Annotated in this window: 21 protein-coding genes, 1 pseudogene and 1 riboswitch; of the genes and pseudogenes, 8 read left to right on the plus strand and 14 right to left on the minus strand. The window is 66.6% G+C overall.

What is annotated here, in order from left to right:
* The first annotated feature begins 147 nt into the window (after nucleotides 1–147).
* Entirely contained in the window at nucleotides 148–1,518 is a 1,371-nt protein-coding gene (locus C8C94_RS18085; protein ID WP_121422957.1) for a M20/M25/M40 family metallo-hydrolase, read from the plus strand.
* A 212-nt stretch (nucleotides 1,519–1,730) separates the two neighbouring features.
* Nucleotides 1,731–2,213 (plus strand): YidB family protein, encoded by a 483-nt coding sequence (locus C8C94_RS18090; RefSeq protein WP_121421688.1) that lies wholly within the window; start codon nucleotides 1,731–1,733, stop codon nucleotides 2,211–2,213.
* A gap of 74 nt (nucleotides 2,214–2,287) precedes the next feature.
* Here the strand turns inward: C8C94_RS18090 and C8C94_RS18095 are convergent, their stop codons facing one another.
* From C8C94_RS18095 to otnI, 5 genes and pseudogenes are all read right to left on the minus strand, one after another.
* Nucleotides 2,288–3,166, minus strand: a complete 879-nt coding sequence (locus tag C8C94_RS18095) for an alpha/beta hydrolase (RefSeq protein WP_121421689.1) — start codon at nucleotides 3,164–3,166, stop codon at nucleotides 2,288–2,290.
* A 155-nt stretch (nucleotides 3,167–3,321) separates the two neighbouring features.
* Nucleotides 3,322–4,802 (minus strand): annotated as a pseudogene (locus C8C94_RS18100) (M20 family metallopeptidase).
* 184 nt (nucleotides 4,803–4,986) lie between these two features.
* On the minus strand, nucleotides 4,987–6,243 hold the full coding sequence (locus C8C94_RS18105) for a diguanylate cyclase (RefSeq protein ID WP_121421690.1): 1,257 nt from the start codon (nucleotides 6,241–6,243) through the stop codon (nucleotides 4,987–4,989).
* A 120-nt stretch (nucleotides 6,244–6,363) separates the two neighbouring features.
* A complete protein-coding gene (locus C8C94_RS18110) occupies nucleotides 6,364–8,424 on the minus strand; it encodes a methyl-accepting chemotaxis protein (protein WP_121421691.1) in 2,061 nt (686 codons plus the stop codon).
* 142 nt (nucleotides 8,425–8,566) lie between these two features.
* A complete protein-coding gene (gene otnI, locus C8C94_RS18115; RefSeq protein WP_121421692.1) occupies nucleotides 8,567–9,397 on the minus strand; it encodes a 2-oxo-tetronate isomerase in 831 nt (276 codons plus the stop codon).
* A gap of 191 nt (nucleotides 9,398–9,588) precedes the next feature.
* On the opposite strand from otnI, the gene C8C94_RS18120 reads away from it, so the two are divergent.
* Both C8C94_RS18120 and C8C94_RS18125 read left to right on the plus strand, forming a co-directional pair.
* Nucleotides 9,589–10,059, plus strand: a complete 471-nt coding sequence (locus C8C94_RS18120; protein WP_108498589.1) for a MerR family transcriptional regulator — start codon at nucleotides 9,589–9,591, stop codon at nucleotides 10,057–10,059.
* A 72-nt stretch (nucleotides 10,060–10,131) separates the two neighbouring features.
* Nucleotides 10,132–10,773 (plus strand): NAD(P)H-dependent oxidoreductase, encoded by a 642-nt coding sequence (locus C8C94_RS18125; RefSeq protein ID WP_121421693.1) that lies wholly within the window; start codon nucleotides 10,132–10,134, stop codon nucleotides 10,771–10,773.
* Here C8C94_RS18125 and C8C94_RS18130 read toward each other — a convergent pair.
* The 4 genes from C8C94_RS18130 to C8C94_RS18145 form a co-directional block, all read right to left on the minus strand.
* Nucleotides 10,751–11,887, minus strand: coding sequence for a glycerophosphodiester phosphodiesterase (locus C8C94_RS18130; RefSeq protein WP_121421694.1), 1,137 nt, complete (start codon nucleotides 11,885–11,887; stop codon nucleotides 10,751–10,753). The genes C8C94_RS18125 and C8C94_RS18130 overlap by 23 nt on opposite strands.
* A gap of 68 nt (nucleotides 11,888–11,955) precedes the next feature.
* Nucleotides 11,956–12,540, minus strand: a complete 585-nt coding sequence (gene metW / locus C8C94_RS18135; RefSeq protein ID WP_108498592.1) for a methionine biosynthesis protein MetW — start codon at nucleotides 12,538–12,540, stop codon at nucleotides 11,956–11,958.
* Complete coding sequence (locus C8C94_RS18140; RefSeq protein ID WP_121421695.1) at nucleotides 12,537–13,667, minus strand: homoserine O-acetyltransferase; 1,131 nt, start codon at nucleotides 13,665–13,667, stop codon at nucleotides 12,537–12,539. The genes metW and C8C94_RS18140 overlap by 4 nt, the downstream gene beginning before the upstream one ends.
* Nucleotides 13,668–13,799: 132 nt before the next feature.
* The gene (locus C8C94_RS18145) at nucleotides 13,800–14,366 is read right to left on the minus strand and encodes a TMEM165/GDT1 family protein (protein WP_121421696.1); all 567 of its coding nucleotides are present in this window, start codon (nucleotides 14,364–14,366) and stop codon (nucleotides 13,800–13,802) included.
* Between the two features lie 16 nt (nucleotides 14,367–14,382).
* Nucleotides 14,383–14,568, minus strand: a riboswitch (yybP-ykoY riboswitch).
* A gap of 333 nt (nucleotides 14,569–14,901) precedes the next feature.
* On the opposite strand from C8C94_RS18145, the gene C8C94_RS18150 reads away from it, so the two are divergent.
* Both C8C94_RS18150 and C8C94_RS18155 read left to right on the plus strand, forming a co-directional pair.
* On the plus strand, nucleotides 14,902–15,291 hold the full coding sequence (locus C8C94_RS18150; RefSeq protein WP_121422959.1) for an RNA-binding protein: 390 nt from the start codon (nucleotides 14,902–14,904) through the stop codon (nucleotides 15,289–15,291).
* Between the two features lie 272 nt (nucleotides 15,292–15,563).
* Complete coding sequence (locus C8C94_RS18155; protein ID WP_121421697.1) at nucleotides 15,564–16,103, plus strand: RNA-binding protein; 540 nt, start codon at nucleotides 15,564–15,566, stop codon at nucleotides 16,101–16,103.
* 132 nt (nucleotides 16,104–16,235) lie between these two features.
* On the opposite strand, the gene C8C94_RS18160 is transcribed toward C8C94_RS18155, so the two are convergent.
* From C8C94_RS18160 to C8C94_RS18175, 4 genes are all read right to left on the minus strand, one after another.
* A complete protein-coding gene (locus C8C94_RS18160) occupies nucleotides 16,236–17,015 on the minus strand; it encodes an SDR family oxidoreductase (protein WP_121421698.1) in 780 nt (259 codons plus the stop codon).
* Between the two features lie 27 nt (nucleotides 17,016–17,042).
* A complete protein-coding gene (gene lptC, locus C8C94_RS18165; protein ID WP_121421699.1) occupies nucleotides 17,043–17,666 on the minus strand; it encodes an LPS export ABC transporter periplasmic protein LptC in 624 nt (207 codons plus the stop codon).
* 67 nt (nucleotides 17,667–17,733) lie between these two features.
* Nucleotides 17,734–18,297, minus strand: a complete 564-nt coding sequence (locus C8C94_RS18170; protein WP_121421700.1) for an HAD family hydrolase — start codon at nucleotides 18,295–18,297, stop codon at nucleotides 17,734–17,736.
* A gap of 120 nt (nucleotides 18,298–18,417) precedes the next feature.
* A complete protein-coding gene (locus tag C8C94_RS18175; RefSeq protein WP_121421701.1) occupies nucleotides 18,418–19,419 on the minus strand; it encodes an SIS domain-containing protein in 1,002 nt (333 codons plus the stop codon).
* Between the two features lie 125 nt (nucleotides 19,420–19,544).
* On the opposite strand from C8C94_RS18175, the gene C8C94_RS18180 reads away from it, so the two are divergent.
* Nucleotides 19,545–21,530: a monovalent cation:proton antiporter family protein gene (locus tag C8C94_RS18180; RefSeq protein ID WP_055401241.1), complete on the plus strand. Its 1,986-nt coding sequence runs from the start codon at nucleotides 19,545–19,547 to the stop codon at nucleotides 21,528–21,530.
* Nucleotides 21,531–21,749: 219 nt separating this feature from the next.
* Here C8C94_RS18180 and C8C94_RS18185 read toward each other — a convergent pair whose 3' ends face one another.
* On the minus strand, nucleotides 21,750–24,803 hold the full coding sequence (locus C8C94_RS18185) for an EAL domain-containing protein (RefSeq protein WP_121421702.1): 3,054 nt from the start codon (nucleotides 24,801–24,803) through the stop codon (nucleotides 21,750–21,752).
* A 194-nt stretch (nucleotides 24,804–24,997) separates the two neighbouring features.
* Between C8C94_RS18185 and C8C94_RS18190 the strand changes: the two genes are divergently transcribed.
* Nucleotides 24,998–25,552, plus strand: a complete 555-nt coding sequence (locus tag C8C94_RS18190) for an adenine phosphoribosyltransferase (protein WP_121421703.1) — start codon at nucleotides 24,998–25,000, stop codon at nucleotides 25,550–25,552.
* The last annotated feature ends 4 nt before the right edge of the window (nucleotides 25,553–25,556 follow it).

Below are 25,556 nucleotides of genomic sequence, written 5' to 3' on the forward strand. Positions count from 1 at the left end.
CTGTCGGCTGGGCAGATTAAAGCAGAGCCCAGGGGCAGGGTTCGGTCCAACAATTGCATGGCACTGCATGCCGGCCCACGGCTCCATCCACGATGGCTGGACAGGCCGGTCACCCTTCCGTTTGTGTTCGTGTTTCGCTGGATCACCATGACTCTCCCTCTCCATACCTTCCGTGCCACAGCCCTTGCGGGTGCCATGGCCCTCGTCTGCGCCGCCTTGCTGCCCGGTGCCGCCCATGCGCAGTTCGGCGCCGTGGCGCCCACACCCACCACGCTGCGACCCGCCGTGGACAAGGCCTACGGCCAGCTCATGGCTGCGCCCCAGATCCTGCAGCTGCTCGACGCCGTGAAGGCCGACCACGACCGCGCCACCGAAGACCTGCGCATGCTCACCGAGATCGAGGCGCCGCCGTTCAAGGAACAAAAGCGCGCCGAAGCCTTCCTGGCCCGGCTCCAGGCCCTGGGCCTGACCAACGCCGCCATCGATGCCGAAGGCAATGTCGTGGGCGTGCGCAAGGGCACGGGCAACGGCCCCAAGCTGGTCATCTCGGCCCACCTGGACACGGTGTTCCCATCCGGCACCGATGTGAAGGTGAAAGAGCGCGACGGCAAGCTCTATGCGCCCGGCATTTCCGACAACACGCGCGGCCTGGCCGTGCTGCTGTCGTGGCTCAAGGTGCTGAACGACCAGAAGATCGCCACCGTGGGCGACCTGGTGTTTGTGGGCAATGTGGGCGAGGAAGAGCTGGGCAACCTGCGCGGCATGAAGCACCTTTTCAAGGAACACCTGGACATCGACGGCATGGTGGCGCTGGAGCCCGCGCCCGATGGCACGGTGCTGGTGCTGGGCACGGGCAGCCACCGCCACGAGGTGACCTTCAAGGGCCCCGGCGGCCACAGCTACGCCGCGTTTGGCGAGGTGCCCAGCGCCATCCACGGCATGGGCCGCGCCATTGCCAAGATCGCCGACATCCGCACGCCCAAGAGCCCCAAGACCACGTTCACCGTGGGCACTGTGGGCGGCGGCACATCGGTCAACACCATCGCGCCGGATGCGCGCATGGCGGTGGACATCCGCTCCGACGAAACAGCCCCGATGCTGGCCACCGAAAAGCAGGTGCTGGCCGCCGTGGACAGCGCCGTGACCGAAGAGAACGCACGCTGGGGTGTGAACACCCTGAGCGCATCGACCAAACTCATCGGCGACCGGCCCGGTGGCCGCACGGCGGCGGATTCGGTCATTGTGGAAGCGGCCGTGCGCGCCAACACGGCGTTTGGCCGCAAGACCGTGCTGGGCGGCGCCAGCACCGACGCCAACGTGCCGATGTCGCTGGGCATCCCCGCCATCGTGATCGGGGGCGGCGGCAAGACGGGCGGCTTCCACGCACTGTCCGAGTGGATTGACCTGACGGACGCCTGGAAGGGTGCTCAGACCTCGCTGGTCACGGTGCTGGGGCTGGTGGGGGTGCAGGGTGTGAGCGCACCGCTGCTGGACAAGCGTCCACCCCGCACCAAGTAGTTGCGCGGCAGCGGGGCGCCCTCTCAGCGACACACACCAGCGCGGGAGTGGTGCGGGCCGTGGGTGGCGTGTTGCCGCGTGCCCTGCCGGGCAGGGCCCGCAGCACCACAATTCACGATTGTTGACATGAAGGAGACGCCAAGGTGCGTACCATGGGTGGTTCCGTCCGGGGCGGCGCACCGCCGTCTTTTATCCCTCTGCAGGAGAACACCATGGGTTTGCTCGATTCCGTTCTGGGTGCCGTTATCAACAATGCATCGCAAGGCGGCAATGGCGCCGCTGCAGCCGGTGGGGCCGGTGGTGGCCTGGGAGGGCTGATCAGCCTGGCTGCGCAGAACCCGCAGCTGGTGCAGGCCGTGATGTCCCTGATCAGCAACGACGGCCCGGTGGGTGGTCTGCCGGGGCTGATGGCCAAGTTTCAGCAGGCGGGGCTGGGCAATGTGATTGCGTCCTGGCTGAGCGCGGGGCCGAACCAGGCGATCTCAGGCGAACAGTTGTCCAACGTGCTGGGCAGCGGCCCGCTGTCGCAGATCGCATCGCAACTGGGCGTGGGCCCCGGCGCTGCAGCAGGCCAGCTGGCCCAGGTGCTGCCGGGCCTGATCGACCAGCTCAGCCCGCGCGGCGAGGCGCCGCAGGGCGGGTTTGGTACCTCGAACGACCTGTTCGGAATGCTGGGCGGATTGTTACAAAAATGATAGCTGCTAGCGCTTGATAGATAAGCGCTGGTGGCCATTTTGGCTTGAAATTTTGGGTAACCGCGACGACCCAGCTACCTCACTGCCGGACAGCGCCGCACCAGCCACTGCTGCAGCAGGTCGAACACCGGCTCGGCCAGTTCCGGGCTTTCATTGAACAGCTCGTGGAACAGGGGTTCAAAGCAGTGTGCATGCACGACGGCCTTGGGGGCTGCGGCCGCAAAGGCACGGCTGCCCGCAGGGTGGACCAGCTTGTCGCTGCCCGCCCACATCAGCAGCGTGGGCACGCTCCAGTGCGCGGCGCGGGCCACGGTGGCGGCGCCGCCGTTGGCGATGAAGCGGGCCAGGCGGGCGCTGATGCGGTCGTGGCACAGCGGGTCGGCCAGGTAGGCCGCGACCACGGCCGGGTCGTGCGAGAGGTACTGCGCATCGAGCCCATTGCCCACGCGCAGGTTGGGTGCGATGCGCGGCAGCGTGGCCAGCAGCAGCTTTTGCACGGCGCCCAGGCCCGCATCCAGCGCGGGGGATGACAACACCAGGGCGTCCACAGGCCGTATCTTCAACGACACAAAACGCGAAGCCACAAGCCCGCCCATGCTGTGGCCCAGCAACACCAGGGGCTGGCCTGCGGGCATGCGGGCGCGCGTGGCGTCCACCAGGTCGGCCAGGTCATCCAGCAGGCGCAGGTCCGAAGTGAGGCCGCCACGCGGCCCGCCGGATTCGCCGTGACCATACTGGTCGTAACCCCGCACGGCAAAACCCCAGTCGTTGAGGCGGCGGGCCACCGCGTCGTAGCGGCCCACATGTTCGCCCAGGCCATGCACCAGCAGCACGGTGCCCCGGCAGGGCTCGCCCTCGGGCAGGGGCCAGTCCTGCACAGCCAGGTTTTCGCCATCGCTGGCGGTGAAGGTGGTGAGGGTGGAGGGAGCGAGTTCGTCGGCGTCGAGGGTCATGGTGAAAGGGCTGGCACAGACAGGGGAGCAGAACGCGGATCAGGCGGGGCGCAACACGGGGGATGCCGAGCAAGGGCCGCCCCGCAGCGAGGGCATCGTCCCCCTTCCCGAAGTCACGCAGCGACTTCGAGAGAAGGGGGAAGGCGCGCAGCGACTCAGGGGGTTGTACCCGAGCTTTTCGCCATGCCTGCAATCACCTGCGCCACGGCGGCGGTGAGCTTCTTGGCGTAGGGCACATGCAGGAACTCGTTGGGGCCGTGGGCGTTGCTCTTGGGGCCGAGCACACCACACACCATCATTTGCGCGGTGGGGAAGCCTTCGCTGAGCATGTTCATGAGCGGGATGGTGCCGCCCTGGCCGATGTAGCCGCAGGGCGCACCAAAGTGGGCCTGCGAGGCGGCGTTGAGCGCCTGCTCGAACCAGGGCGTGGTGGCGGGGGCATTCCAGCCTGTGGCGCCGCTCATGCTCTGGAAGGTGACCTTGGCCTGGTAGGGCGCGTTGTCTTCCAGCAAGGCCTTGAGTTCCTGCACAGCCTGGGCGGCATCTACCAGGGGCGGCAGGCGCAGGCTGAGCTTGAAGGCGGTGTAGGGGCGCAGCACATTGCCTGCGTCCTGCAGGGCCGGGAAGCCTTCGGCGCCGGTCACGCTCAGCGTGGGCTCCCAGGTGCGCTTGAGCAGGGCCTGCAGCGGGTCGGTGGTGGTGGGCAATGCAAAGGTGGTGGAGCCGCCGCAGTCGTAGTGCGCCCAGGGGAAGCGCTTGTACACCTCTTCGCCCAGGATGCCCGCCGTGGCGCGGGCCTGGGCCAGGCGGTCGGCAGGCACTTCGCAATGAAAGCTCTGGGGCAGGAGACGGCCGGTGGCGCTGTCTTCGAGCCGGTCGAGCACCTGCCGCATGATGCGGAACGACGAAGGCACCAGGCCCGAGGCGTCACCGGAGTGGATGCCTTCGGTGAGGATCTCGACCTTGAGCGTGCCGGTGGCCATGCCGCGCAGGCTGGTGGTGAGCCACAGCTGGTCGTAGTTGCCGGCGCCCGAGTCCAGGCACACGACCAGCGCCACGTTGCCCATGCGGGGCTTCAGTGCATCGATGTAGGGCAGCAGGTCGCGCGAGCCGCTTTCTTCGCAGGTTTCAATGAGGCCCACGATGCGCGGGTGGGGCACGTTCTGGCGCTTGAGCTCCTGCACGGCGGCGATGCTGGCATAGACCGCGTAGCCGTCGTCGGCGCCGCCCCGGCCATAGAGCTTGCCGTCTTCGTACTTGGGCGTCCAAGGGCCGAGGTCGTTGCGCCAGCCGCTGAACTCGGGTTGCTTGTCGAGGTGGCCGTACATGAGCACGGTATCGGTGGCGCCGGCCTGGGTGGCGTCGATTTCAAAGAACAGCACGGGGGTGCGGCCTTCCAGACGCACGATTTCGAGCGTGAGGCCTTCAACCTTCTGCGACTCGACCCACGCGGCGGCGTTGCGCACCACGGTGTCGAGCAGGCCCTGCTCGGCCCAATCGGGCGAGAACATGGGCGACTTGGCGGGGATGGCGATGTAGTCGGTGAGCTGGCGAACAATGTCGTTGTCCCAGGCTTGGCTGACCCGTTCGAGGGCCAGGGCGGGTTGCAGGGCGTGGGGGGGACTCGGGCGTTCATGGGCAGCTCTCCTGAATACGGCGGATCTTGTGGACCGAAACCAGCATTCCAACACAACGCCTGTGCGGGCGCCATGGCAGGTATCCATACACCCGCGACATAGTCTGGCAGCGCTGTGGCAGGGGGCGCAGCTCTTCTTCGGGTGGTGTGCCCAGCGTGGCCCGTCCCGCGTCCCTCTTGGGGGTCAATACCGGGAAACAGGATGCGTGTCGGGATTGGCCTGTGCCGCCGCCAGGGAGGCGGGGCGCCGCAGGCTGGTGGACACCTCCACCCGGTTGCGGCCGTTTTCCTTGGCCTGGTAGAGCGCACGGTCGGCTGCGGCGATCAGCATGTCCCAGCTGTCGCCGGGCTCCAGCCGGCCGCCAAAGACGCCAATGCTGACCGTGACGGCAATGCCCAGGGCCGCGTCGGTGGTTGCATCTGGCGCGGCTCCGCCGACTGCGCGGATGCGGCAACGCGATTCCTCCACCGCCTTGCACAGTTCCCGCGCCAGCTGCTCGGCCCCCAGCAACGTGGTGTCGGGCAGCACCACCATGAATTCCTCACCCCCGTAGCGGCCCACCAGGTCCTGCGCCCGCACGCGCTCGCTCAGCACATTGACCACGCTGCACAGCACCTGGTCACCGGCGGGGTGCCCGTAGCGGTCGTTGACCCGCTTGAAGTGGTCGATGTCCACCATCATGAGCGCGATGGATTCGCGCGAGCGCACGGCGCGCGAGACGTCGCGGTCCAGCGCCGCGATCAGCGAGCGGCGGTTGGCCACGCCGGTAAGCGGATCCAGCGCCGCCATGATGCGGTTGTTCTCGTCGGCACGGTCGCGTGACATGAACACAAATCCCATGGAGCTGATGAGCACCACAGAAAACGTGGCCATGAAGGTCAGCGTCTGCAGCAGGCTGCCCTGGAGGATGCTGGTGGCCGTCTGGCTTTCGCCCAAGGCCAGCAGCGCGCGGCCGCCCAGCACCAGGGCCTCCAGGCCCAGCCCTGCCACCAGCAGCCACTGCCCGCGCCCCACGGTGGCATGGCGGCGCTCCAGGGCCGCTACCAGAGCCCACACGGCCTGCAGCCCGATGACCAGGCCCACAAAACTCGCGCGCGCCGGAAAGTTGTCGATAAACACGATGACAAAACACGTGACCAGCGCCGACGGTGTGAGCAGCAGCAGCCACCGTGGCGGGCGCCCCTGGAACTGGTAGATCGCGGCGATCATCCCCACAAACACGCAGGACAGCAGCAGGTTGCCCAGCACGATGGACACCACATCCGGCACCAGGCCCCGCAGCATGATCAGCAAATGCCCGACGGCATTGACCATCAGGGCGGCCGCCCACCGCCCCAGGCCATCGCGCCGACGCCCCCAGCCCACCACAGCCATGGAGGCGGCCATCATGAGCGAACTCACGATGATCATGACCAGCATGGTGGGAACGTGGGCGGCCATGGATGGGGGTGGGCGGTGTGGTGGGGGGTTTCAGATCAGCATAAACGAAGGTCTGCAGACCGCAAACCGCCAGATGACCACGCGCCCCCGCCGCACAGCCGATTGGTCGGATGCAGTGGGCTATTGCAACTGGGCGGGTGCGCGCGCGCCACTGCCGGGGGCGTGCACCACCTCGCCCTCGCCCTTTTGTGCCATGGGCGCGGCCAGGGCCGCGCGCTGGGTGTAGCCGATACCGCCACCGGCAGCGCCCTCGGTCCGCGAGAGCTTGAACACCTGCACCGCCCCCGCCAGGCGGGAGGCCTGCTCCCGCAGGCTTTGGGCTGCGGCAGCGGATTCCTCCACCAGGGCAGCGTTCTGCTGTGTCATCTGGTCCAGTTGGTTCACGGCAGTATTGACCTGGCCGATACCGTCGGACTGCTCGCTCGATGCCGCTGTGATCTCACCAATGATGTCGCCTACGCGTTTGACCGAGCCCACGATCTCGTCCATGGTGGTGCCCGCGTTCTGCACCAGGCGTGCGCCCGATTCCACCCGCTCCACCGAGGCGCCGATGAGCGCCTTGATCTCGCGCGCGGCCTCGGCACTGCGCCCGGCTAGGTTGCGGACCTCGCTGGCCACCACGGCAAAGCCCCGGCCCTGTTCGCCAGCACGGGCAGCTTCCACTGCCGCATTCAGCGCGAGGATGTTGGTCTGGAACGCAATGGAATCGATCACGCCGATGATGTCGGCAATCTTGCGCGAGCTTTGGTTGATGTCGCCCATGGTGGTGACCACCTCGCCCACCACCTGGCCACCGCGTGCGGCCACGGCCGCGGCGGTGCTGGCCAGCTGATTGGCCTGGCGCGCGGCGTCGGCCGACTGGCGCACGGTGGAGGTGAGGTGCTCCATGCTCTGCGCGGTCTGTGCGAGGCTACTGGCCGTGGCCTCGGTGCGGGCCGACAGGTCCTGGTTGCCGCTGGCGATCTCGGCGCTGGCGGTGGTGATGCTGTCCACCGCCGTGCGCACCTGCTGCAGCATCTGCGTGTAGCGCTGGCGCATGCCTTCCACCTCCTGCACCAGCGCGCCGATTTCGTCGCGCCGCGTGGTGCGGAATTCTTCGGTCAGATCGCCCTGCGCTACCAAGGTGATGGCCTGGGTCAGGTCCTGCAGCGGGCGGCTTACGCCCCGGCGCAGCATGAGGAACAGGCCGATGGCCAGCAGCACCACGGCCACGGCCATCAACCCCCACACGGCGAGCGTGACGCGGCGCTGGCTGGCCATGGCCTCGCCATCGGCCACCTCGGCCACCACCCACCAGCCGCCGCCGGTTTTGCGCACCAGGGCCCAGGGGTCTTCGGCGCCTGCGCCCAACACAGGGACGGCTTCACGAACAAAGCCATCGGGCGATGCGGCCAAGGCTTCAAAAAACGGGCGGGCCTGGGGGTAGGCCTCCAGCACACGCTTGCCGCGTGCGGTGGGGTGGTACACAAACACCGCCTTGTCGAGCGAGGTGCCGGGGTTGATCACGTACGTGCCGCCATGCTCGAAGAATTTGGTCTGCGCTACCTGCTTTTGCAGCATGGCGTGGAACACGCTGATGTCGTTGCCGATGAACAGCAGCGCAATCACCTTGCCCGAAGCGTCTTTGGCGGGCAGGTAGTGGCCCATGAAGGGCTTGCCGCCCACCACGGTGACGCCGGTGTAGGGCTCGCCCTTGGACACGGTGGCATAGGCCGGGTCGTCCTTGCCCAGCGGCGTGCCCTGCTGGCGCGCGCCCTGTTCGTTCTTGACCGAGGTGGTGATGCGCACGAAGTCATCGCCCTTCTTGGCGAACACGGTGGCGATACCGCCGGTCTCGCTGGCGAACTTGTCGACCGAGCCGTAGTCCTCATTGACCAGCGCGCCGTAGCTGCGCAGCTCGCCCGTGGCCTCGTCGAGCTGCATGGTGGCCTCGAAGTAGCGCTGAAAGCCCTTCATGGTCAGCTGCACCAGCTCGCGGTTGGTGTTGTCAGCGGCGTCCAGCGACTGCGCCACGCTCTGCGCGGTGTCGCCCACACTGGAGGCGACCAGGGCGCGGGTGCTGCGCTCGGTCAGCACGGCAATGGCCAGCCCCACCAGCACCAGCACCAGGGCCACCAGCGCAATGGCGGTCAGCGTGACCTGGCGCGCGACGGAACGGTTGTTGGCCAGGGATGCTGCCATGGGGGATGTCTCCTGCGGGTGAATACAAATGCACAAAACCAGCTGGGCCGGTCTGCTTTGAATCTACGGCCAGAGTCTTGTTACATTTATTCACGCATTCCCTTACGCAATTGCGCGGACTGGAGGCGCGGGGCAATTGCGCCTAGGAATCCGCTGCAGACTCCGCCAGCGCCCGGTCCCGCCACGCCAGACCGGCCGAGGTATCGGCCTCCGGGCGGTATTCACACCCCACCCAGCCGCTGTAGCCCAGAGCGTCCAGCATCTCGAACAGGAAAGGGTAGTGCAGCTCGCCCCGGTCGGGCTCGTGGCGGCCGGGCACACCGGCAATCTGAACATGCGCCACCCGGCCCGTGGGCAGGTACTGGTGCAGCTTGGTGGCCACGTCACCCTCCACGATCTGGCAGTGGTAGAGGTCCATCAGCACCTTGAGGTTGGGGGCCTGCGCCGCATCGAGCAGCTCGTGCGCGTGATCCTGCCGGTTCAGAAAGTAGCGCGGCACGTCGCGCAGGTTGATGGGCTCGATGAGGATGTCGCACCCCGCGCGCGCAGCCTCGGCCGCCGCCCAGCGCAGGTTGCCAACGCACAGGTCCTTGAGGGATTCGCGCTCCACGCCGGGCGGCACGATGCCCGAGAGCACGTGGATGCGCGGGCAGCCCAGCACCTCGGCATAGCGCAGGGCTTCTTGCACGCCCGCGCGGAACTCGGCCTCATGCCCAGGCAGCGCTGCGGTGCCGCGCGCGTTCTGGTCCCACGCCGCCGCCATGCGGCTGCGGTCGGTGCCGCCAGGCGGGGCATTGAACAGCACCAGCTGCAAGCCGTTGTCCGCAAGCCGGGCCGCCACCTCGACGGGCTCGAAGGCATAGGGAAACAAGAACTCCACCGCCGTGAACCGGTCGCGCGCCGCAGCGGCAAAGCGGTCCAGAAACGGCAGCTCGGTGTACATCAGGCTCAGATTGGCGGCAAACTGGGGCATGGCGGGCGCGGGCGGAAGGTGGAATCAGAGCGCAGCAGCTTATCGTGCAGCATCGGGGCCAGCAGCTCTTGACAAGCCTCAACCAGGCTCCACCCATGAAAAATATGAGCCAAATTGGCACCTAGCGCTTAATGGATAAGCGCCAGTAGCTACTAATTTGATAGTATTTTGCTCTCCTACCAGGACACCCAATGCGCATCGGAGAACTCGCCCAACGCACCGGCACCACGCCCAAGGCCATCCGGCTGTATGAGTCGCGGGGCCTGCTGGGCACGGTGGCGCGCGCGGGCAGCTACCGCCACTATGGCGAGGCCGATGTGGCCCGCGTGTTGCTGATCCGCCAGGCCCAGGCGCTGGGTTTTCGGCTGTCGGAGCTGGATGGCCTGCCCCACATCGACACCGCTGCAGGCTGGGAACGCATGGCCCAGCTGGTGGCCCGGCGGCGGGCCGCCGTGGCGCAGGAGCTGGCGCGCCTGTCAGCGCTGGACGCACAGCTGGCGCTGTTGGAAGCCGAGCTGCACACCTGCGACACGCTGGCCGTGCCCGTGGCACCCGAAGCCTGCGCTGCGCCCTCCACACTGGCGGTGGCACCTCCAGCGCACAACCCCGCGCAATTTGGTGCAGCTACCACGGCGGGCGCTGCGAGATTCACCGCGACTTGACCTGACCGCTTGACTCTGCCCCGTGGGGCAGGGTGACCATGGCGCCATCAACAACACCGTGATGGAGCGTCTGTGGCAGAGCAACAAAACATTCTGGTCATCCTGGGCCACCCCACCGCCGAGAGCCTGTGCGCAGGCATGGCACGTGCCTATGCCGAGGGCGCCCGGCGCGCAGGGGCGCAGGTGCGGTTTCTGGACGTGGGTCAGCTGACCTTCAACCCCCTGTTCCAGGGCTATGGCGCTGCCCAGCCGCTGGAACCCGATTTGCTGGCCGCGCAGGCCGACATCAGCTGGGCGCACCACCTGGTGTGGGTGTACCCCATCTGGTGGGGCGCCATGCCCGCGCTGCTCAAGGGTTTTATCGACCGCGTGCTGCTGCCGGGTTACGCCTTCAAGTACCGCAAGGGCTCATCGTTGTGGGACAAGCTGCTGGCAGGCCGCTCGGCCGAGCTGCTGGTGACCATGGACTCGCCGCCCTGGTACTTCCGCTGGGTCACGCGCATGCCGGGGCACCAGCAGATGAAGAAAGCCATCCTGGAGTTCTGCGGCATCCGGCCCGTGCAGGTGCACAGCTTTGGCCCCGTGCGCAGCGCCAGCGCTGACCGGCTGGCGCTGTGGGTGGAGAAGGCGCGGCAACTGGGGTTGCGCCAGGGGGCGCGTTCCGCACCGGGCAAGCCGCGCCCGGCACCTGTTACTTCGTCGCCTTCGCCGTGAAGGCCTGCACTGCAGCACGGCCCACCGCCGAGTCGTCGGTGAAGAAACCGTCGATGCCCGCGCGCAGATAGGCCGTGATCTCGGCCACGCTGTCGCCGCGCACGGTGCCATCGGTGGTGGGCGCCTTCTTCAGACCGGCGGGCAGGAAGGCGTTTTCGGGACGCAGCGTCCAGATATGCACTGCCAGCCCGGCGGCATGGGCCTGCGCGACCAGCGGCGTGGGCTCGCCGGGCACACCGTCCTTCACCGGCACCACCAGGGTCTTGAATGGCCCAATGGCGTTGGCGTAAGTGGCCACCTGCTTCAGGCCCTCGGGCGTGATCAGGTCGGCATAAGCGCGCGTGTTGGCCGCGCCCTGGGCCACAAAGTCATATGGCCGGCCCGAAGGGGCAACCAGCTGCACCAGGCGCACGCTGCTGAGCTTGCGGATCGCCTGCAGGTTGCTGACCTCGAACGACTGCACGAACACGGGCGCGTCCTTGTGGTTCCAGCCGTTCTTCTCCAGCACGGCCAGCAGCGGCGCCTCCAGCGGCAGGCCGATGGACTGGAAGTAGGTGGGGTGTTTGGTCTCGGGGTAGATGCCGATGGTGCGACCGGTCTTGGCCGTGGCCGCCTTGGCCAGGTCGATCACTTCCTGCAAGGTGGGCACCTCGAACTGGCCGTTGTAGGCCACGTTGGCCGGGCGCTGTGCAGGGATGCGTTCGCGGGCGCGCAGGGTTTTGAGCTCGGCCAGCGTGAAGTCTTCGGTGAACCAGCCGGTGATGGCTTGGCCGTCGATGGTCTTGGTGGTTTTGCGGCCCGCGAACTCGGTGCGGTCCACCACGTCGGTGGTGGCTTCCTTCACAGAGCCATCGGGGCCCAGGATGGCAATGGCGTTCTCGTGCCGGGCCACCAGCACGCCGTCCTTGGTGATCACCAGGTCGGGCTCAATGATGTCGGCGCCGTCGTCAATGGCCTTCTGGTACGCGGCGAGCGTGTGCTCCGGCCGCAGGGCCGATGCGCCCCGGTGGGCAATGACGGTGGGGGTGGGCAGCCAGGCCTGGGCGACGGCGCCCAGCGCCCAGGTGGTGAGCAGCGCGGCGGCAGTCACGGCGCGCAGTGCAATGCGTTTCATGCGGGTCTCCTACAAACGGAGCCCGCACCTTAGCCGATGCGCTTGACAGCGTCGTGTCGCGAGGAGGCCTACGCGTGTTCGAAGTGAAAAACGGCCGTGCCCGCGCGTGCATTGGGCAGCCAACGCACCTCTTGCCCGTCCTGCAGCCCGAAGGAGTCGAGGATGCGCAGGCTGTTCTTGGTGGCCAGCACTTCGAAGTCTTTGTAGGTACCCACGCGGATGTTGGGCGTGTCGTACCACTGGTAGGGCAGGCGCCGCGTCACCGGCATGCGCCCGCGCAGGATGGACAGGCGGTTGGGCCAGTGCGCAAAGTTAGGGAAGGCCACCACACCCGTGCGGCCCACACGCGCTGTCTCGCGCAGCATGGTTTCGGCATTGCGCAGATGCTGCAGCGTGTCGATCTGCAGCACCACGTCAAAGCTGTTGTCGTCGAACATGGCCAGCCCCTCGTCGAGGTTGAGCTGGATCACATCCACACCGCGCTGCACGCAGGCCAGCACGTTGGCGTCGTCGATCTCCACGCCATAGCCACTGCAGCCGCGCTCGCGCTGCAGGTAGTCGAGCATGGCGCCGTTGCCACAGCCCAGGTCGAGCACGCGCGAGCCGGGGGGCACCAGGCGCGCCAAGGCTTGCATCGCCGCTTTTTCGGTCATGGTTGCAACTCCTTGGCAATGCTATCAAAGTAAGAGCGCATGACGCCCATGTACCGGGCGTCATCGAGCAAAAAGGCATCGTGCCCGTGGGGCGCGTCGATCTCGGCGTAGCTCACGCTGCGGCGGTTGTCGAGCAAGGCCTTCACGATCTCGCGGCTGCGCTTGGGTGAGAAGCGCCAGTCGGTGGTGAAGCTCACCAGCAGGAACCTGGCCTGCGCCCGGGCCAGGGCCCGCGTGAGGTTGCCGGCATGGGTGCGCGCGGGGTCGAAGTAGTCGAGCGCGCGGGTGATGAGCAGGTAAGTATTGGCGTCGAAGTAGTCGCTGAACTTGTCGCCCTGGTAGCGCAGGTAGCTTTCGATCTGAAACTCGATGTCCTGGGTGCTGTATTTCAGTTCCAGGCCTTCGCGCAGCTGCCGGCCGAACTTCTCGTTCATCACATCGTCGCTCAGGTACGTGATGTGGCCGATCATGCGGGCGATGCGCAGGCCACGCTTGGGGATCACGCCGTGGCGATAAAAGTGGCCGCCGTGGAAGTCCGGGTCGGTCACGATGGCGCGGCGGGCCACCTCATTGAAGGCAATGTTCTCGGCCGTGAGGTTGGGGGCGCTGGCCACCACCACCGCGTGGCGCATGCGCTCGGGATACTGGAGCGTCCAGCTCAGCGCCTGCATGCCGCCCAGGCTGCCGCCCAGCACGGCGGCCAGTTGCTGGATGCCCAGACGGTCGAGCAACCGCGCCTGGGCGTTGACCCAGTCTTCCACCGTGACCACGGGGAAGTCCGCGCCATAGACCTCGCCCGTATCGGGATGGTTGTGCATGGGGCCGGTGGAGCCAAAGCAGGAGCCCAGGTTGTTCACGCCGATCACGAAGAATCGGTCGGTGTCCACGGGCTTGCCGGGGCCGATCATGTTGTCCCACCAGCCCTCACTCTTGTCCTGCCCGGCGTAGACGCCCGCGACGTGGTGCGAGGCATTGAGGGCGTGGCACACGAGCACGGCGTTCGAGCGGTCGGCATTGAGCGTGCCGTAGGTCTCGTAGGCCAGGTGGTAGTCGCGGATGGTCGCACCGCTTTGCAGCGGGAGCACCTCCGGAAAATGCATGGACTGGGGCGTGGCAAGAAACGACATAAAAAAACCCGGCGTCGCTAAAAACGAGGCCGGGCGGATGTGTCGGACGGGTCTTTAGCAGGATTTATAAAGCGCCCGCAAGCTGTGGCAAATCGGCGCGTCTGGCAAATATACCAAAACGGCCGCTGCTGCTCACCCGGCGGGCGTGAAGATCGCCACCAGCCCCAGCACCAGAAAAATCACCGCCGAGACCACATGGACAGCGCGAATGGGCACACGGCGAGTGATGCGCTCGCCCAGCCATACCACCGGCGCGTTGGCGATCATCATGCCGAGCGTGGTGCCCGCCACCACCCACAGGTAGGCGTTGTACTGCGCGGCCAGCATGACGGTGGCGATCTGGGTCTTGTCGCCCATTTCGGCCAGGAAGAATGCGACCACGGTGGTGCCAAACACCCCCCAGCGTGGCGATCCGTCGGCTTCGCCTTCGTCCAGCTTGTCGGGGATCAGCATCCACACCGCCATGGCGATGAACGATGCACCCAGGATCCAGCGCAGTACCTGGGGGCCGAGGAACGTGGTCACCCAGGCACCCAAAGCCCCGGCCAGGCCGTGATTCACCAGGGTCGCCACCAGGATGCCAAGCACGATCGGCCAGGGTTTGCGAAAACGTGCGGCCAGCACGAGCGCGAGCAGCTGCGTCTTGTCGCCCATCTCGGCGAGCGCGACGATGGCGGTAGAAATGAAAAAGGCTTCCATGGGGGAGGGGGTCCTATCCGGCCGGATGGGTGGAAAACGCATTGACTGCACCCCGACTCCGGCCATGTGGATCGGTTTGCAGTCAATGGTCTCGCCCAGCTCAAAAGCCGCATACGCCATAGGTTTCGAAGAACCCAAGTGTGTTGACGCATGCCCCCGGCGCATTGCGCGGCCGGGCGGGCTACTCCCCAAAGACTCGCGGATTTTACCCTGCTTCCGACACGGAAAACAGGCGGGTGGTTGCCGAAAGGTGGCGACGGGCCAGGTTCGGGTGGCTGTTCAGACCCTGCGGGTTTCCCCTGAAAACCGCCGTTGCACGCTCCAAAATACCCACAAATTTGTGCAGGATGGATGGCTTGATCCAGAAATAAACCCCACACGCCTCATAAAGTGATTAATAATGGGTTCGCTTTTCTGCTTGCAGGAAAGCAGTTAGCTTAGCGGTGAATGGTCAGTTTCGCGTCTTTGAAGTCGTCACAGGTTTGTTGATTGCGTCGGACTCCATCGCGTTTTTGTGTTTTTTCAGGAGTCCTTCATGGGCAACAAACTTTACGTGGGCAACCTGCCCTACTCTTTCCGCGACGAAGATCTGCAACAGACCTTCAGCCAGTACGGCTCGGTCGGCAGCGCCAAGGTCATGATGGAGCGCGACACCGGCCGCTCCAAGGGTTTCGGCTTTGTCGAAATGGGCAGCGATGCTGAAGCCCAAGCCGCCATCCAAGGCGTGCATGGCACCAATTTCGGCGGCCGTGACCTCGTGGTCAACGAAGCCCGTCCCATGGAGCCCCGCGCTCCCCGTAGCGGCGGCTTCGGCGGCGGCAACGGTGGCGGCGGCTACGGCGGTGGTGGCGGCGGCGGTTACGGCGGTGGCCGTAGCGGCGGCGGCGGTGGTGGTGGTTACGGCGGTGGCCGTAGCAGCTACTAAAAAGACCTTGCTGGCAGACCTTTGCGGTCTGCCAAAGGCAACACAAAGGAGCCCCTGGGCTCCTTTTTTCATGCCTGCGCGGCATCGCCACCACAGTCGGCATTGCCGCTTGCTTTTTCCGCAAAAGTGTGGCGCATAATGAGCCAGCGGGGTTTCCCCCGCTTAAAGTTTGCGGTGATCCGTCAGTTTCGCGCTGAGAGCGTCATTGAGATTAGCTGGCTGCGTTTTCGGGACTCCATCGCTTTTTCCATGTGTTTTTGAGGAGTCCCTCAATGGGCAACAAACTGTACGTCGGCAACCTGCCGTACTCGGTGCGCGACAGCGATCTCGAACAGGCCTTTGGCCAATTCGGCGCAGTGACCAGCGCCAAGGTCATGATGGAGCGCGACACAGGCCGCTCCAAGGGCTTTGGTTTCGTGGAAATGGGCAGTGACGCGGAAGCCCAGGCCGCCATCAATGGCATGAATGGCCAGCCACTGGGTGGCCGCAGCATCGTCGTGAACGAGGCACGCCCCATGGAGCCCCGCCCACCCCGCAGTGGCGGATTTGGCGGCGGTGGTGGCGGTTACGGCGGCGGCGGTGGTCGCAGTGGTGGCGGCGGTTACGGCGGTGGCCGTGAAGGCGGCGGCGGTGGTGGCTATGGCGGCGGCCGCGAGGGTGGCGGCGGTTACGGCGGTGGTGGTGGCGGTGGCCGCAGCGAAGGCGGATTCCGCAGCCCCTACGGTTCTGGCTCCCGCAACGGCGGTGGCGGCGGTGGCCGTAACGGCGGTGGTGGCGGCGGCTATGGTGGCGGTGGTGGCAACGGCTACTGAAGCAGACCTGCGACGTTTCTCTGAAAGCCCCCTCGGGGGCTTTTTTCATGCACAACCGCCACGCCTTGCTTCTATCGCAGCCAGGACCGCCCCGAACCGGCGGCCAAAAACCACCTCCGGTGGACCTAGGAGCTACTGCTCGCTCTGCCGCCGCTTGCGCGGGCGCCCGGCCAGCAGCTTGTCAAACAGCACGTTCGGCACCATGCGCAGCAACTTGGCAACCACCCCCATTTGCCAGGGGATGACCCGGTAGCTGACACCGGCCGTGATGGCCCGGAAGGCACGGCCCGCAAAATCATCGGCCTGCATCAGAAACGGCATGCTGTAGCGGTTCTGGCGGGTGAGCGGCGTGTCGATGTAGCCCGGAGAAATGGTGACCACACGCACTCCGTGGGGGCGCATCTCCCCGCGCAGGCTCTCGCAGTAGCTGATGACGGCCGCCTTGCTGGCGCAATACGCACCATGCCCGGGCAGGCCACGGATGCCTGCCACGCTGCCGATGCCCACCAGCGTGCCGCTGCCACGCTGCGCCATCGCGTCCGCAAAGGGATGGAAGGTGGCCGCCACGCCGATGTTGTTGGTGGCAAAGGTGCGTGCCATCACCTCGATGTCGTCGCGCACTGCCGTGTCCATGCCCACACTGATGCCCGCATTGGCAATGACCACGTCAGGCACCCCTTGGCGTGCGATGCAATCGCGGCCCGCAGCAACGATGCTGTCGGTCACGGCTACATCTGCACTATAAATTTCGTAGCTGTCAGCGCTTATTCCTTGAGCGCTAGCCCATGTTTTGACCTCAGAAGTGCGGCGCGCCACCAGGGCCAGGCGGTAGCCCGACCGGTGAAAGCGCAGGGCCAGGGCCTGGCCGATGCCGCTGGACGCGCCGGTGATGAAGACAAGGGGAGTGGTCATGCAGGTTCCGGACGTGGGCAACGCGTACTAGGGTTTGGCCGCGCCAGGCTGGAGCACGCCACGCACACGTCCGCGCAGCTGCAGCACCTGGTCGAGGTTGTCGTAGTCCATGCCGTCGGCCGTGAAGCGATCATTGCCGCGCGTGAGGGTAACGGGCTTGTCGGAACGCACGCGCTCGGTGTTGGTGTAGGCGTGCAGGAATTCGCTGCGGAACTCCAGCCGAGGCTGGGCGGGTGACCCTGGCTTGGCGGGCAGGGGCTCGCGCGTGACGATGGCATTGCCAAACAGCTGCACCTCCGAACCATCGGCGTTGGTCAGGGCGCGGTCTGCCGTGGCCACGGTGAGGCGACCCTGCGGCGTCACCGAGCGCATGCGCGCTTTGTCGATCTCCAGCGTGTCGGAGTCGGGGTAGTGCCGCGCTTCTTCGCCCTGCACTTCGCTTTGCAAGCGCCCGCTCGCGTCAAAGCTTTTTACCGAGAACGACTTCATGAAATAGTCGGGCTGGTTGCCTTGTTGGCGCTCGATGGCAGGCAGCAGGGGCATGGGCGCGTTGCGCACCAGCCACCAGGTGCCCAGCGCCAGCAGCCCCATGAGCACGACGGGCAGATAGAGCGAGAACTGTTCCCAGCCCTGGCGGACCCAGTTGCGCATCACGGTGTTGCCTCCGGGCCAGGCACGACAACCTGGCAGGTGGGGAAAGAGCGCAGAAAACCCCGGTTCATGCGGTGTACTCCGCCAGCAGTGCGGCATAGCGGCCCGAGGCCACCAGCAGCAGATCACACAGCTCGCGCGCGGCACCATCGCCGCCCCGGGCCTGCGTCACAAAATGGGCGGCGTGGCGCACTTCGGCCTGGGCGTTGGCCGGGGCGCACGCGAAAGCACTGCGGCACATCACCGGCAGGTCGGGCCAGTCGTCACCCATCGCAGCAGCCTGGGACCAGTCCAGCCCCAGCGTGGCCAGCATCTGTTCTGCGGCGGGGCGTTTGTCTTCGGTGCCGAACACCGCGTGTTCGACCCCCAGCGCCTTCAGGCGCACGCGCAGCGGCGCGGAGTCGCGGCCCGTGATGACCGCAGGCGTGATGCCCGCCTTTTGCAGCAGCTTGAGCCCATGCCCGTCCAGCGTATTGAAGCGCTTGAGCGTTTCGCCCGATTCGCTGAAATACAGGCCGCCATCGGTCAGCACGCCATCGACATCGAAGAAGGCAATGCGCACGCCTTGGGCGCGCAGCAGCAGCTCGGGGGGAAATTGCAGCACGGGCAGGGTCATTTCAATAAGGGGCATGCAGATCGAACGGGCACAGCCAAGACCAGTGCACCCGTGGAACCGGCTTCGCCGGGCCACCGGGTGCGTCCCTTAAGGGGGAAGGCGCGCAGCGACTCAGGGGGGTCATTTGAAGTGAGGTCATATGACTTTGGCTCGCATCAGGTCGCCGATGTGCACCACCCCCGTGAGCACCCCTCCCGCATCCACCACCAGCACGCTGGTGATGGCATGCGCCTCCATCATTTCGGCGGCGTCCACCGCAAGGGCGTCCGGGGCAATGCGGCGCGGGTGGGGGTGCATGACCTGGCCCGCCGTGGCAGTGCGCAGGTCGGCCCCGGCCTCGATGCGGCGGCGCAGGTCGCCGTCGGTGAAGATGCCCAGCACCTGGCCGGCGGCATCCACGACGGCCGAGGCGCCCAGGCCCTTGGCACTCATTTCGCGCATGAGGTCGCTGAAGGAGGCGTCGGGAGCCACACGCGGCACCTCGCTGCCGGTGCGCATGACATCGCTCACATGGGTGAGCAGCTTGCGCCCCAACGCACCGCCAGGGTGCGAACGGGCAAAGTCTTCAGGGCGGAAGCCCCGGGCGTCGAGCAGGGCCACGGCCAGCGCGTCGCCCATGGCCAGCTGGGCCGTGGTGCTGGCGGTGGGGGCCAGGTTCAGGGGGCAGGCCTCACGCTCCACGCTGCAGTCGAGCACCAGGTCGGCATGGCGGGCGAGCGTGGACTGCAGCCCGCCGGTCATCGCGATCAGCGGGGCGCCCAGGCGCTTGAGCACGGGCAGGATGGCCGTCAGTTCACCACTTTCGCCGCTGTTGGAGATCGCCAGGACCAGGTCGTCGCCCGTGACCATGCCCAGATCGCCGTGGCTGGCCTCGGCCGGGTGCACAAAAAACGCCGGCGTGCCCGTAGATGCCAACGTGGCTGCAAATTTGCGGCCCACGTGGCCGCTTTTGCCCATGCCCATCACCACCACACGGCCACGGGCCTGCAGCACCATCAACACGGCCTCGGCAAACACGCCATCGACGCGGGCCGCCAGCCCGGTCAGCGCCGCCGCCTCAATGTCAAAGGTCTCGCGGGCCAGGCGCAGGGCCTGTTCGGCGTCAAAAGGGGGCAGCGTGGCGGGCACAGGGGTCATCCGGTGGATTCTATCGACCGGGCATGCCTGCGCGGGTGGCAGATTTTTTGCCCTGGCTCTGGCATGGACCCTGCTTCGGACAGAAAACACCGAGGGCCGCAGGAAGGCTCGGATAGCATCGAACCATGTCCTCACTCGCCCTCACCTTGCTTTATCTGTTGGCCGCAGTGCTGGGTGTTGTGGTCTGCCGCAGCCTCAAGCTGCCACCCATGCTCGGCTACCTGGCTGCGGGGGTGCTCATCGGCCCCCATGCGCTGGCGCTGACGCAGAACTCGGAAGGGGTGCGGCACCTGGGCGAGTTTGGCGTGGTGTTCCTGATGTTCGCCATCGGGCTGGAGTTCAGCCTGCCCAAGCTGCGCGCCATGCGGCGCCAGGTGTTCGGCCTGGGGCTGATGCAGGTGGTGCTGACGATGGTGGTGGTCACCGGCGCGGCACTGGTGCTCTCCCGCTGGGTGGGCGGCGTGTGGGATATGGGCTGGCAGACGGCGCTGGCGCTCTCGGGCGTGATGGCGATGAGCAGCACGGCCATTGTGGTCAAGCTCATGGCCGAGCGGGCTGAGCTCGAAAGCGAACATGGCCGCCGCGTGATGGGCATTCTGCTGTTCCAGGATCTGGCCGTGGTGCCGCTGCTGGTGTTGATCCCCGCGCTGAGTTCCTCGTCAGACCAGCTGCTGACCGCGCTGGCGTGGGCGCTGGTCAAGGCCACGGTGCTGGTGGGCATTCTGCTCACGGGCGGGCAGCGGTTCATGCGCTGGTGGCTTACGCTGGTGGCGCGGCGCAAGAGCGAGGAGCTGTTCATGCTCAACCTGCTGCTGATCACGCTGGGCCTGGCCTGGCTGACCGAACTGGCGGGGCTGAGCCTGGCGCTGGGCGCCTTCATCGCGGGCGTGCTGGTGTCCGAGACAGAGTACAAGCACCAGGTGGGCACGGACATCCGCCCGTTTCACGATGTGTTGCTGGGGCTGTTTTTCATCACCATCGGCATGATGCTGGACTGGCACATCCTGGTGGACCGCTGGGCGCTGGTGCTGGCCCTGCTGACGGTGCCGCTGGTGGTCAAGCTGGGGATCATCCTGGTGCTGGCCCGCAGCATGGGGGCCACCACGGGCGTGGCCCTGCGCACCGGGCTCTACCTGGCCCAGGCGGGGGAGTTCGGATTTGTGCTGCTGTCGCTCACGCAGGCCAACGGGCTGGTGCAGCCCGCGCTGATGAACCCCATCCTGGCCGCCATGGTGCTGTCGATGCTGGCGACGCCGTTTCTCATCATGTACAGCAACCGCATCGTGATGAAGCTGGTGGCCAGCGACTGGCTGCAGCAGTCGCTGCAGATGACGTCCATCGCGCGCAAATCCATCAACACCAGCAAACACGTGATCATCTGCGGCTACGGCCGCTGCGGACAAAACCTGGCGCGCATGCTGGAGCATGAAGGCATCCCCTACATGGCGCTGGACCTGGACCCGGACCGTGTGCGCCAGGCCGCCGCTGCGGGCGATTCGGTGGTGTATGGCGACGCCACCCGCCTGCAGGCGCTGATGGCCGCTGGCCTGGTGCGTGCCAGCGCGGTGGCGATCACCTACATCGACGTGCCGGCCGCCCTGAAGGTGCTGGCCAACGCGCGCTCGCACGCACCACAGGTGCCCGTGGTGGTGCGCACGCAGGACGACCTGCACCTGGACAAGCTGCAAGAGGCGGGCGCCACCGAGGTCGTGCCCGAGGCCATCGAAGGCTCGCTCATGCTCGCCAGCCACGCGCTGGCCCTGGTGGGCGTACCCATGCGCCGCGTGCTGCGCCTGGTGCAGGACCAGCGCGATGCGCGCTACAACCTGCTGCGCGGCTACTTCCACGGCGCCGACGACGACACGGCCAACGAGCGCGACCAAGAACGCCTGTCCACCATCAACCTGCCGCCCGGCTCCACGGCCCTGGGCCGCAGCCTGGGCCAGCTGGCCCTGCCCGCCATGGGCGTTCGGGTGGTGAACCTGCGGCGTGGCAACGGCCACATCAGCGCAGCGGAGGACGACGCACAGCTGGCCGAAGGCGACACGCTGGTGCTCTCAGGGCACCCGGCGGCGCTGGCGCTGGCGGAGGACAAGTTGTTGCGGGGGTAGAGGCAGGGTACATTCCCCTGAGGCACCGCGTGCCTTCCCCCTTCTCTCTACGCGCTACGCGCTCCGGGAAGGGGGACGATGCCCTCGCTGCGGGGCGGCCCTTGCTTGGCATCTCTCGCCTAGTGCGTGCCAGTGGCTGAGGCTGGCGCCAAAATTTGAATTAAATATGGCTCTAGCGCTTATCTATCAAGCGTCAATAGCTATCCATTTAATAGCAAACTACAAAAGCTCGGCGGGCCCGGGCCGCCCGAACAGGTAGCCCTGGAACTGCTGGCAACCGTTACGCAACAGGAACGCGCGCTGCCCTTCGGTTTCCACCCCTTCGGCCACCACGTCCAGGCCCAGGCTGTGGGCCAGGGTGATGATGGTGCAGGCGATGGTGGCGTCGTTGGGGTCGGTGAGCACGTCGCGCACAAAGCTCTGGTCGATCTTGAGCTGGTCCAGTGGCAGGCGCTTGAGGTAGCTCAGGCTCGAATAGCCCGTGCCAAAGTCGTCCAGCGAGAAGCCCACGCCGAGCGTGCGCAGCGCCTGCATCTTGAGGATGCTGTCTTCCACATCATGCAGCAGCAGGCTTTCGGTCAGTTCGAGCTTGAGGTGGGCCGGGTCCGCCCCGCAATCGCGCAGCACGCTGAGTACTTCGTCGGCAAAGCCGGGTTGGCGAAACTCCTGCGCGCTCACGTTCACGGCCACGGTCCAGTCCGCAGTGTGCGGCGCTGTTGCCCAGAGCGCCAGCTGGCGGCAGGCCATGGTCAGCACCTGGCGCCCTAGCGCCAGGATCAGTCCGGTCTGCTCTGCCAGGGGGATGAAGTCGCCGGGAGGCACCATGCCGCGCTGCGGGTGGTTCCAGCGCACCAGCGCCTCGGCCCCCAGCACCTTGCCGGCCTCGTCCACCACCGGCTGGTAGTGCAGCAGGAACTCGTTGCGCAGAATGCCCTGCCGCATGTCGCCTTCCAGCGCCGACCTCGCAGACGCCGCCGCCTGCATGGCAGGGTCAAAGAAACACAGCGTGTTGCGGCCCTGCGCCTTGGCCTGGTACATGGCCAGATCGGCGCGCTGGAGCAGCTCCTGCACGGGCAGCTGCACACCGCGAAAAAGGGCAATGCCAATGCTGGGCGTGCTGTGCACTTCGCTGTTTTGCACCACGTAGGGCTCGTTCAGCGCCGCCAGCACCTTTTGCGCCACGGCCTCGGCTTCGGCGGCCGCAACGTCCACCTCGGCGTGGAGGCCCTGCAGCACCACCACGAACTCGTCGCCACCCAAACGCGCCACCGTGTCGGTGGCGCGCACGCACGCGCCGATGCGCCCGCCCACCTGCACGAGCAGCCGGTCTCCCCACTCGTGCCCCATGGTGTCGTTGATGCCCTTGAAGTTGTCGAGGTCCAGGAACAGCAAGGCCCCGTGGCATCCCTCCCGCGCACACGCGTTGGCCGCGCGGTCCAGCCGGTCCATGAGCAGCCGCCGGTTGGGCAGGCCTGTGAGTTCGTCATAGAAGGCCAGGCGCTGGATCTCGGCCTCGGCCAGCTTGCGTTCGGTGATGTCGCGCGCCACGCCCCGGTAGCCCGTGAACTGGCCGGCGTCATCAAAGATGGGCTCCCCGCTGATGGAGACCCACACGGGCTTTCCGTCTTCGGTCAGGCGCTGCATTTCAAAGTCGTGGAACACCTCGTGCGCCTCCAGTTGCCTGCGGTGCTCCCGCCATTGGCCCTCGCTCACAAAGGTATTGGGCAGCTCCCAGCGCGTGCGCCCGTAGTGCATCTCGTCGGGCACGCCGGCATCGTTGTAGGGGCTGCCGTCCAGGCGCACAAAGCGGAACTGCGCGTCCTGCTCCCAGTACCAGTCGGAGGACAGGTGGGTGAGACTGCGCCAGCGCGATTCGCTCAGGCGCAAGGCCTCCAGGGTGCTCAGGTAGTCGGTCACGTCCGTGAAAGTGCGCACGCGCCCCCCTGGCTCCAGGGCCCGGGTGCGCACTTCGATGTAGCGGCCGTTGTGGGTGCGCCGCACATAGGCGTCCGGCATGGTGAGCTTGCCACCGTGGGCCGCATATTCCGACGCCACATAGTTGCGCGCCGTGGGTTCTATCAGCTCAAACCCGGTGCCGAAATCGCCCCGTTCGGTCTGAAACCGCACCACGTCCTCGACTTTGGGCTGGGCGGCCAGCAGGGATTCGGGCAGGTCCAGCAGTTCCAGATAGCGCCGGTTGTAGACCCGGATACGTCCCTCCGCATCCACGTTGGTAATGCCTTGCGACACGCTGGCCAGCGTGCCTTCGAGGGCGCGCGTCTTCTCCGCCAGCAACGCGCTGGTGCGCGCGAGTTCCACCTCAACCGCGCTGCGCGCCAGCTCGGCTCGGCGGGCCATTTCCAGCTGGCCCACGGTGTTGAGCAGGGGCTGGAGAAACTGCACGTCTGCCGCCGAATACCCCTCGGGCCGATTGGCCAGGCCCACCATGGCCACCAGTTCGCCCGCCGCATGGATGGGCAGCCCCAGGTAGGTGTGCAGCGGGGGATGGCCCGGGGGCGTGCCCGCGCTGCGCGTGTCGTGGCCTGCATCGTTGGTGAGCACCGGCTCGCCCGACACCAGCGCCGCGCCCACCAGGGACTGCAGGTTGTCGAACACCATGCCTTCTTCTGCGTGCTGGGCATAGAGGGCATGGGAGGCCTCGTCCCAACTGATGTCCGTCATCGCATGCACCCGCAGGAAGGGATGCCCGTCGGCGGCCCGTTGTACCTGGCCCACCAGGCCAAAGGCACTTTGCGTGAGCGACATCAGCTCCTTGAGCAGGGCCTCGAACGCGGCGCGCGGGCCCGAACTGGCGATGAACATGGCCTGCGCGAGCGATATCGCCTGCAGCAACCGGTGCTGGCGCGTCAGCATGGCCTCTGCCACCAGCCGGGCACGGGCGCTGGAACTGCGCTCCAGCACCGCATCGATCTGCGCGGGCAGGGTCAGCAGGTAGTCCAGCGCAGGGTCCTGCACAGCATAGTCATCAAAGCCGTGGCGCAGGGCCTGGGCCGCATGGGTCTCGGCGCCCTTGCGCACGATGATCATGGCCGGGACGCCATCGAGCAGCCGCAGCAGGTCAAAGACCGAGCCATCGACGCTGCGCTGCGCCGCCAGCACAATGTCCGGCCTGCTGTGCTCCAGGTGGTCCCGGGCCTGCGCCAGCGACTGAGCCACATCCACCCGCCAGCCGGACCAGGGGTCTGCGAGCGCATCCACCACCGCCTGCGCGTGGTGGTGATCGCTTTCGATCAGCAGGATGGAGATGGGCATGGCCGATCGGCGTTGTGGAGTGGTCCAACGGGGGGCGTTACCAAGGGTGTAACAGCACGGAAACATTATGGGGGCTTGCAGCGCTCCGGGCACACCCCCACGGCAACCACCCCTGGCTGGATACACTTTGCCCCACAACGGCCTTTGGCCTGCGCACGTTTGCGCGTGCAGCCTTTCTTTACCCCCCCGACCCCATGCAGCCACTCAGCGTCAACGAATACCTCCGCCAGCACATCCGCACCGTACCCGACTGGCCCGCGCCCGGTGTGCAGTTCCGGGACATCACCCCGCTGCTGCAGGACCCCAAGGTGTTCCGCGTGCTGATCGACGCCTTTGTGCACCGTTACATGGACAAGGCGCTGCGCCCGGATGTGGTGGCCGGGCTGGATGCACGCGGCTTCATCCTGGGTGCCGTGGTGGCCTATGAACTCAACGTGGGTTTTGTGCCCATCCGCAAGAAGGGCAAGCTACCCTTCACCACGGTAGAGGAAACCTATGAACTTGAATACGGCAGCGCCACGGTGGAGCTGCACACCGACGCCGTAAAGGCAGGCGACCGCGTGCTGCTGATCGATGACCTCATTGCCACGGGCGGCACGATGATGGCGGGCCGCAAGCTGCTGGAGAAACTGGGCGCGACGGTGACCGAGGGCGCCGCCATCGTGGACCTGCCCGAGCTGGGAGGCTCCAAACGGCTGCGCGAATCCGGCCTGCCGCTGTACACGCTGGTGGACTTCGAGGGCCACTGATCAC

This window comes from Acidovorax sp. 94, from assembly GCF_003634645.1.
GTDB lineage: Bacteria > Pseudomonadota > Gammaproteobacteria > Burkholderiales > Burkholderiaceae_C > Acidovorax > Acidovorax facilis.

What these genes read in the sequence shown, in the direction of transcription:
- C8C94_RS18180 (WP_055401241.1), top strand. Translation starts at nt 19,545, where the DNA reads ATGTCCTCACTCGCCCTCACCTTGCTTTATCTGTTGGCCGCAGTGCTG.
- C8C94_RS18090 (WP_121421688.1), top strand. Translation starts at nt 1,731, where the DNA reads ATGGGTTTGCTCGATTCCGTTCTGGGTGCCGTTATCAACAATGCATCG.
- C8C94_RS18105 (WP_121421690.1), bottom strand. Translation starts at nt 6,243, where the DNA reads ATGGCCGCCCACGTTCCCACCATGCTGGTCATGATCATCGTGAGTTCG.
- C8C94_RS18185 (WP_121421702.1), bottom strand. Translation starts at nt 24,803, where the DNA reads ATGCCCATCTCCATCCTGCTGATCGAAAGCGATCACCACCACGCGCAG.
- C8C94_RS18095 (WP_121421689.1), bottom strand. Translation starts at nt 3,166, where the DNA reads ATGACCCTCGACGCCGACGAACTCGCTCCCTCCACCCTCACCACCTTC.
- C8C94_RS18130 (WP_121421694.1), bottom strand. Translation starts at nt 11,887, where the DNA reads ATGAAACGCATTGCACTGCGCGCCGTGACTGCCGCCGCGCTGCTCACC.
- otnI (WP_121421692.1), bottom strand. Translation starts at nt 9,397, where the DNA reads ATGCCCCAGTTTGCCGCCAATCTGAGCCTGATGTACACCGAGCTGCCG.
- C8C94_RS18150 (WP_121422959.1), top strand. Translation starts at nt 14,902, where the DNA reads ATGGGCAACAAACTTTACGTGGGCAACCTGCCCTACTCTTTCCGCGAC.
- C8C94_RS18120 (WP_108498589.1), top strand. Translation starts at nt 9,589, where the DNA reads ATGCGCATCGGAGAACTCGCCCAACGCACCGGCACCACGCCCAAGGCC.
- C8C94_RS18140 (WP_121421695.1), bottom strand. Translation starts at nt 13,667, where the DNA reads ATGTCGTTTCTTGCCACGCCCCAGTCCATGCATTTTCCGGAGGTGCTC.
- C8C94_RS18175 (WP_121421701.1), bottom strand. Translation starts at nt 19,419, where the DNA reads ATGACCCCTGTGCCCGCCACGCTGCCCCCTTTTGACGCCGAACAGGCC.
- C8C94_RS18145 (WP_121421696.1), bottom strand. Translation starts at nt 14,366, where the DNA reads ATGGAAGCCTTTTTCATTTCTACCGCCATCGTCGCGCTCGCCGAGATG.
- lptC (WP_121421699.1), bottom strand. Translation starts at nt 17,666, where the DNA reads ATGCGCAACTGGGTCCGCCAGGGCTGGGAACAGTTCTCGCTCTATCTG.
- C8C94_RS18110 (WP_121421691.1), bottom strand. Translation starts at nt 8,424, where the DNA reads ATGGCAGCATCCCTGGCCAACAACCGTTCCGTCGCGCGCCAGGTCACG.
- C8C94_RS18170 (WP_121421700.1), bottom strand. Translation starts at nt 18,297, where the DNA reads ATGCCCCTTATTGAAATGACCCTGCCCGTGCTGCAATTTCCCCCCGAG.
- metW (WP_108498592.1), bottom strand. Translation starts at nt 12,540, where the DNA reads ATGACCGAAAAAGCGGCGATGCAAGCCTTGGCGCGCCTGGTGCCCCCC.
- C8C94_RS18085 (WP_121422957.1), top strand. Translation starts at nt 148, where the DNA reads ATGACTCTCCCTCTCCATACCTTCCGTGCCACAGCCCTTGCGGGTGCC.
- C8C94_RS18160 (WP_121421698.1), bottom strand. Translation starts at nt 17,015, where the DNA reads ATGACCACTCCCCTTGTCTTCATCACCGGCGCGTCCAGCGGCATCGGC.
- C8C94_RS18190 (WP_121421703.1), top strand. Translation starts at nt 24,998, where the DNA reads ATGCAGCCACTCAGCGTCAACGAATACCTCCGCCAGCACATCCGCACC.
- C8C94_RS18155 (WP_121421697.1), top strand. Translation starts at nt 15,564, where the DNA reads ATGGGCAACAAACTGTACGTCGGCAACCTGCCGTACTCGGTGCGCGAC.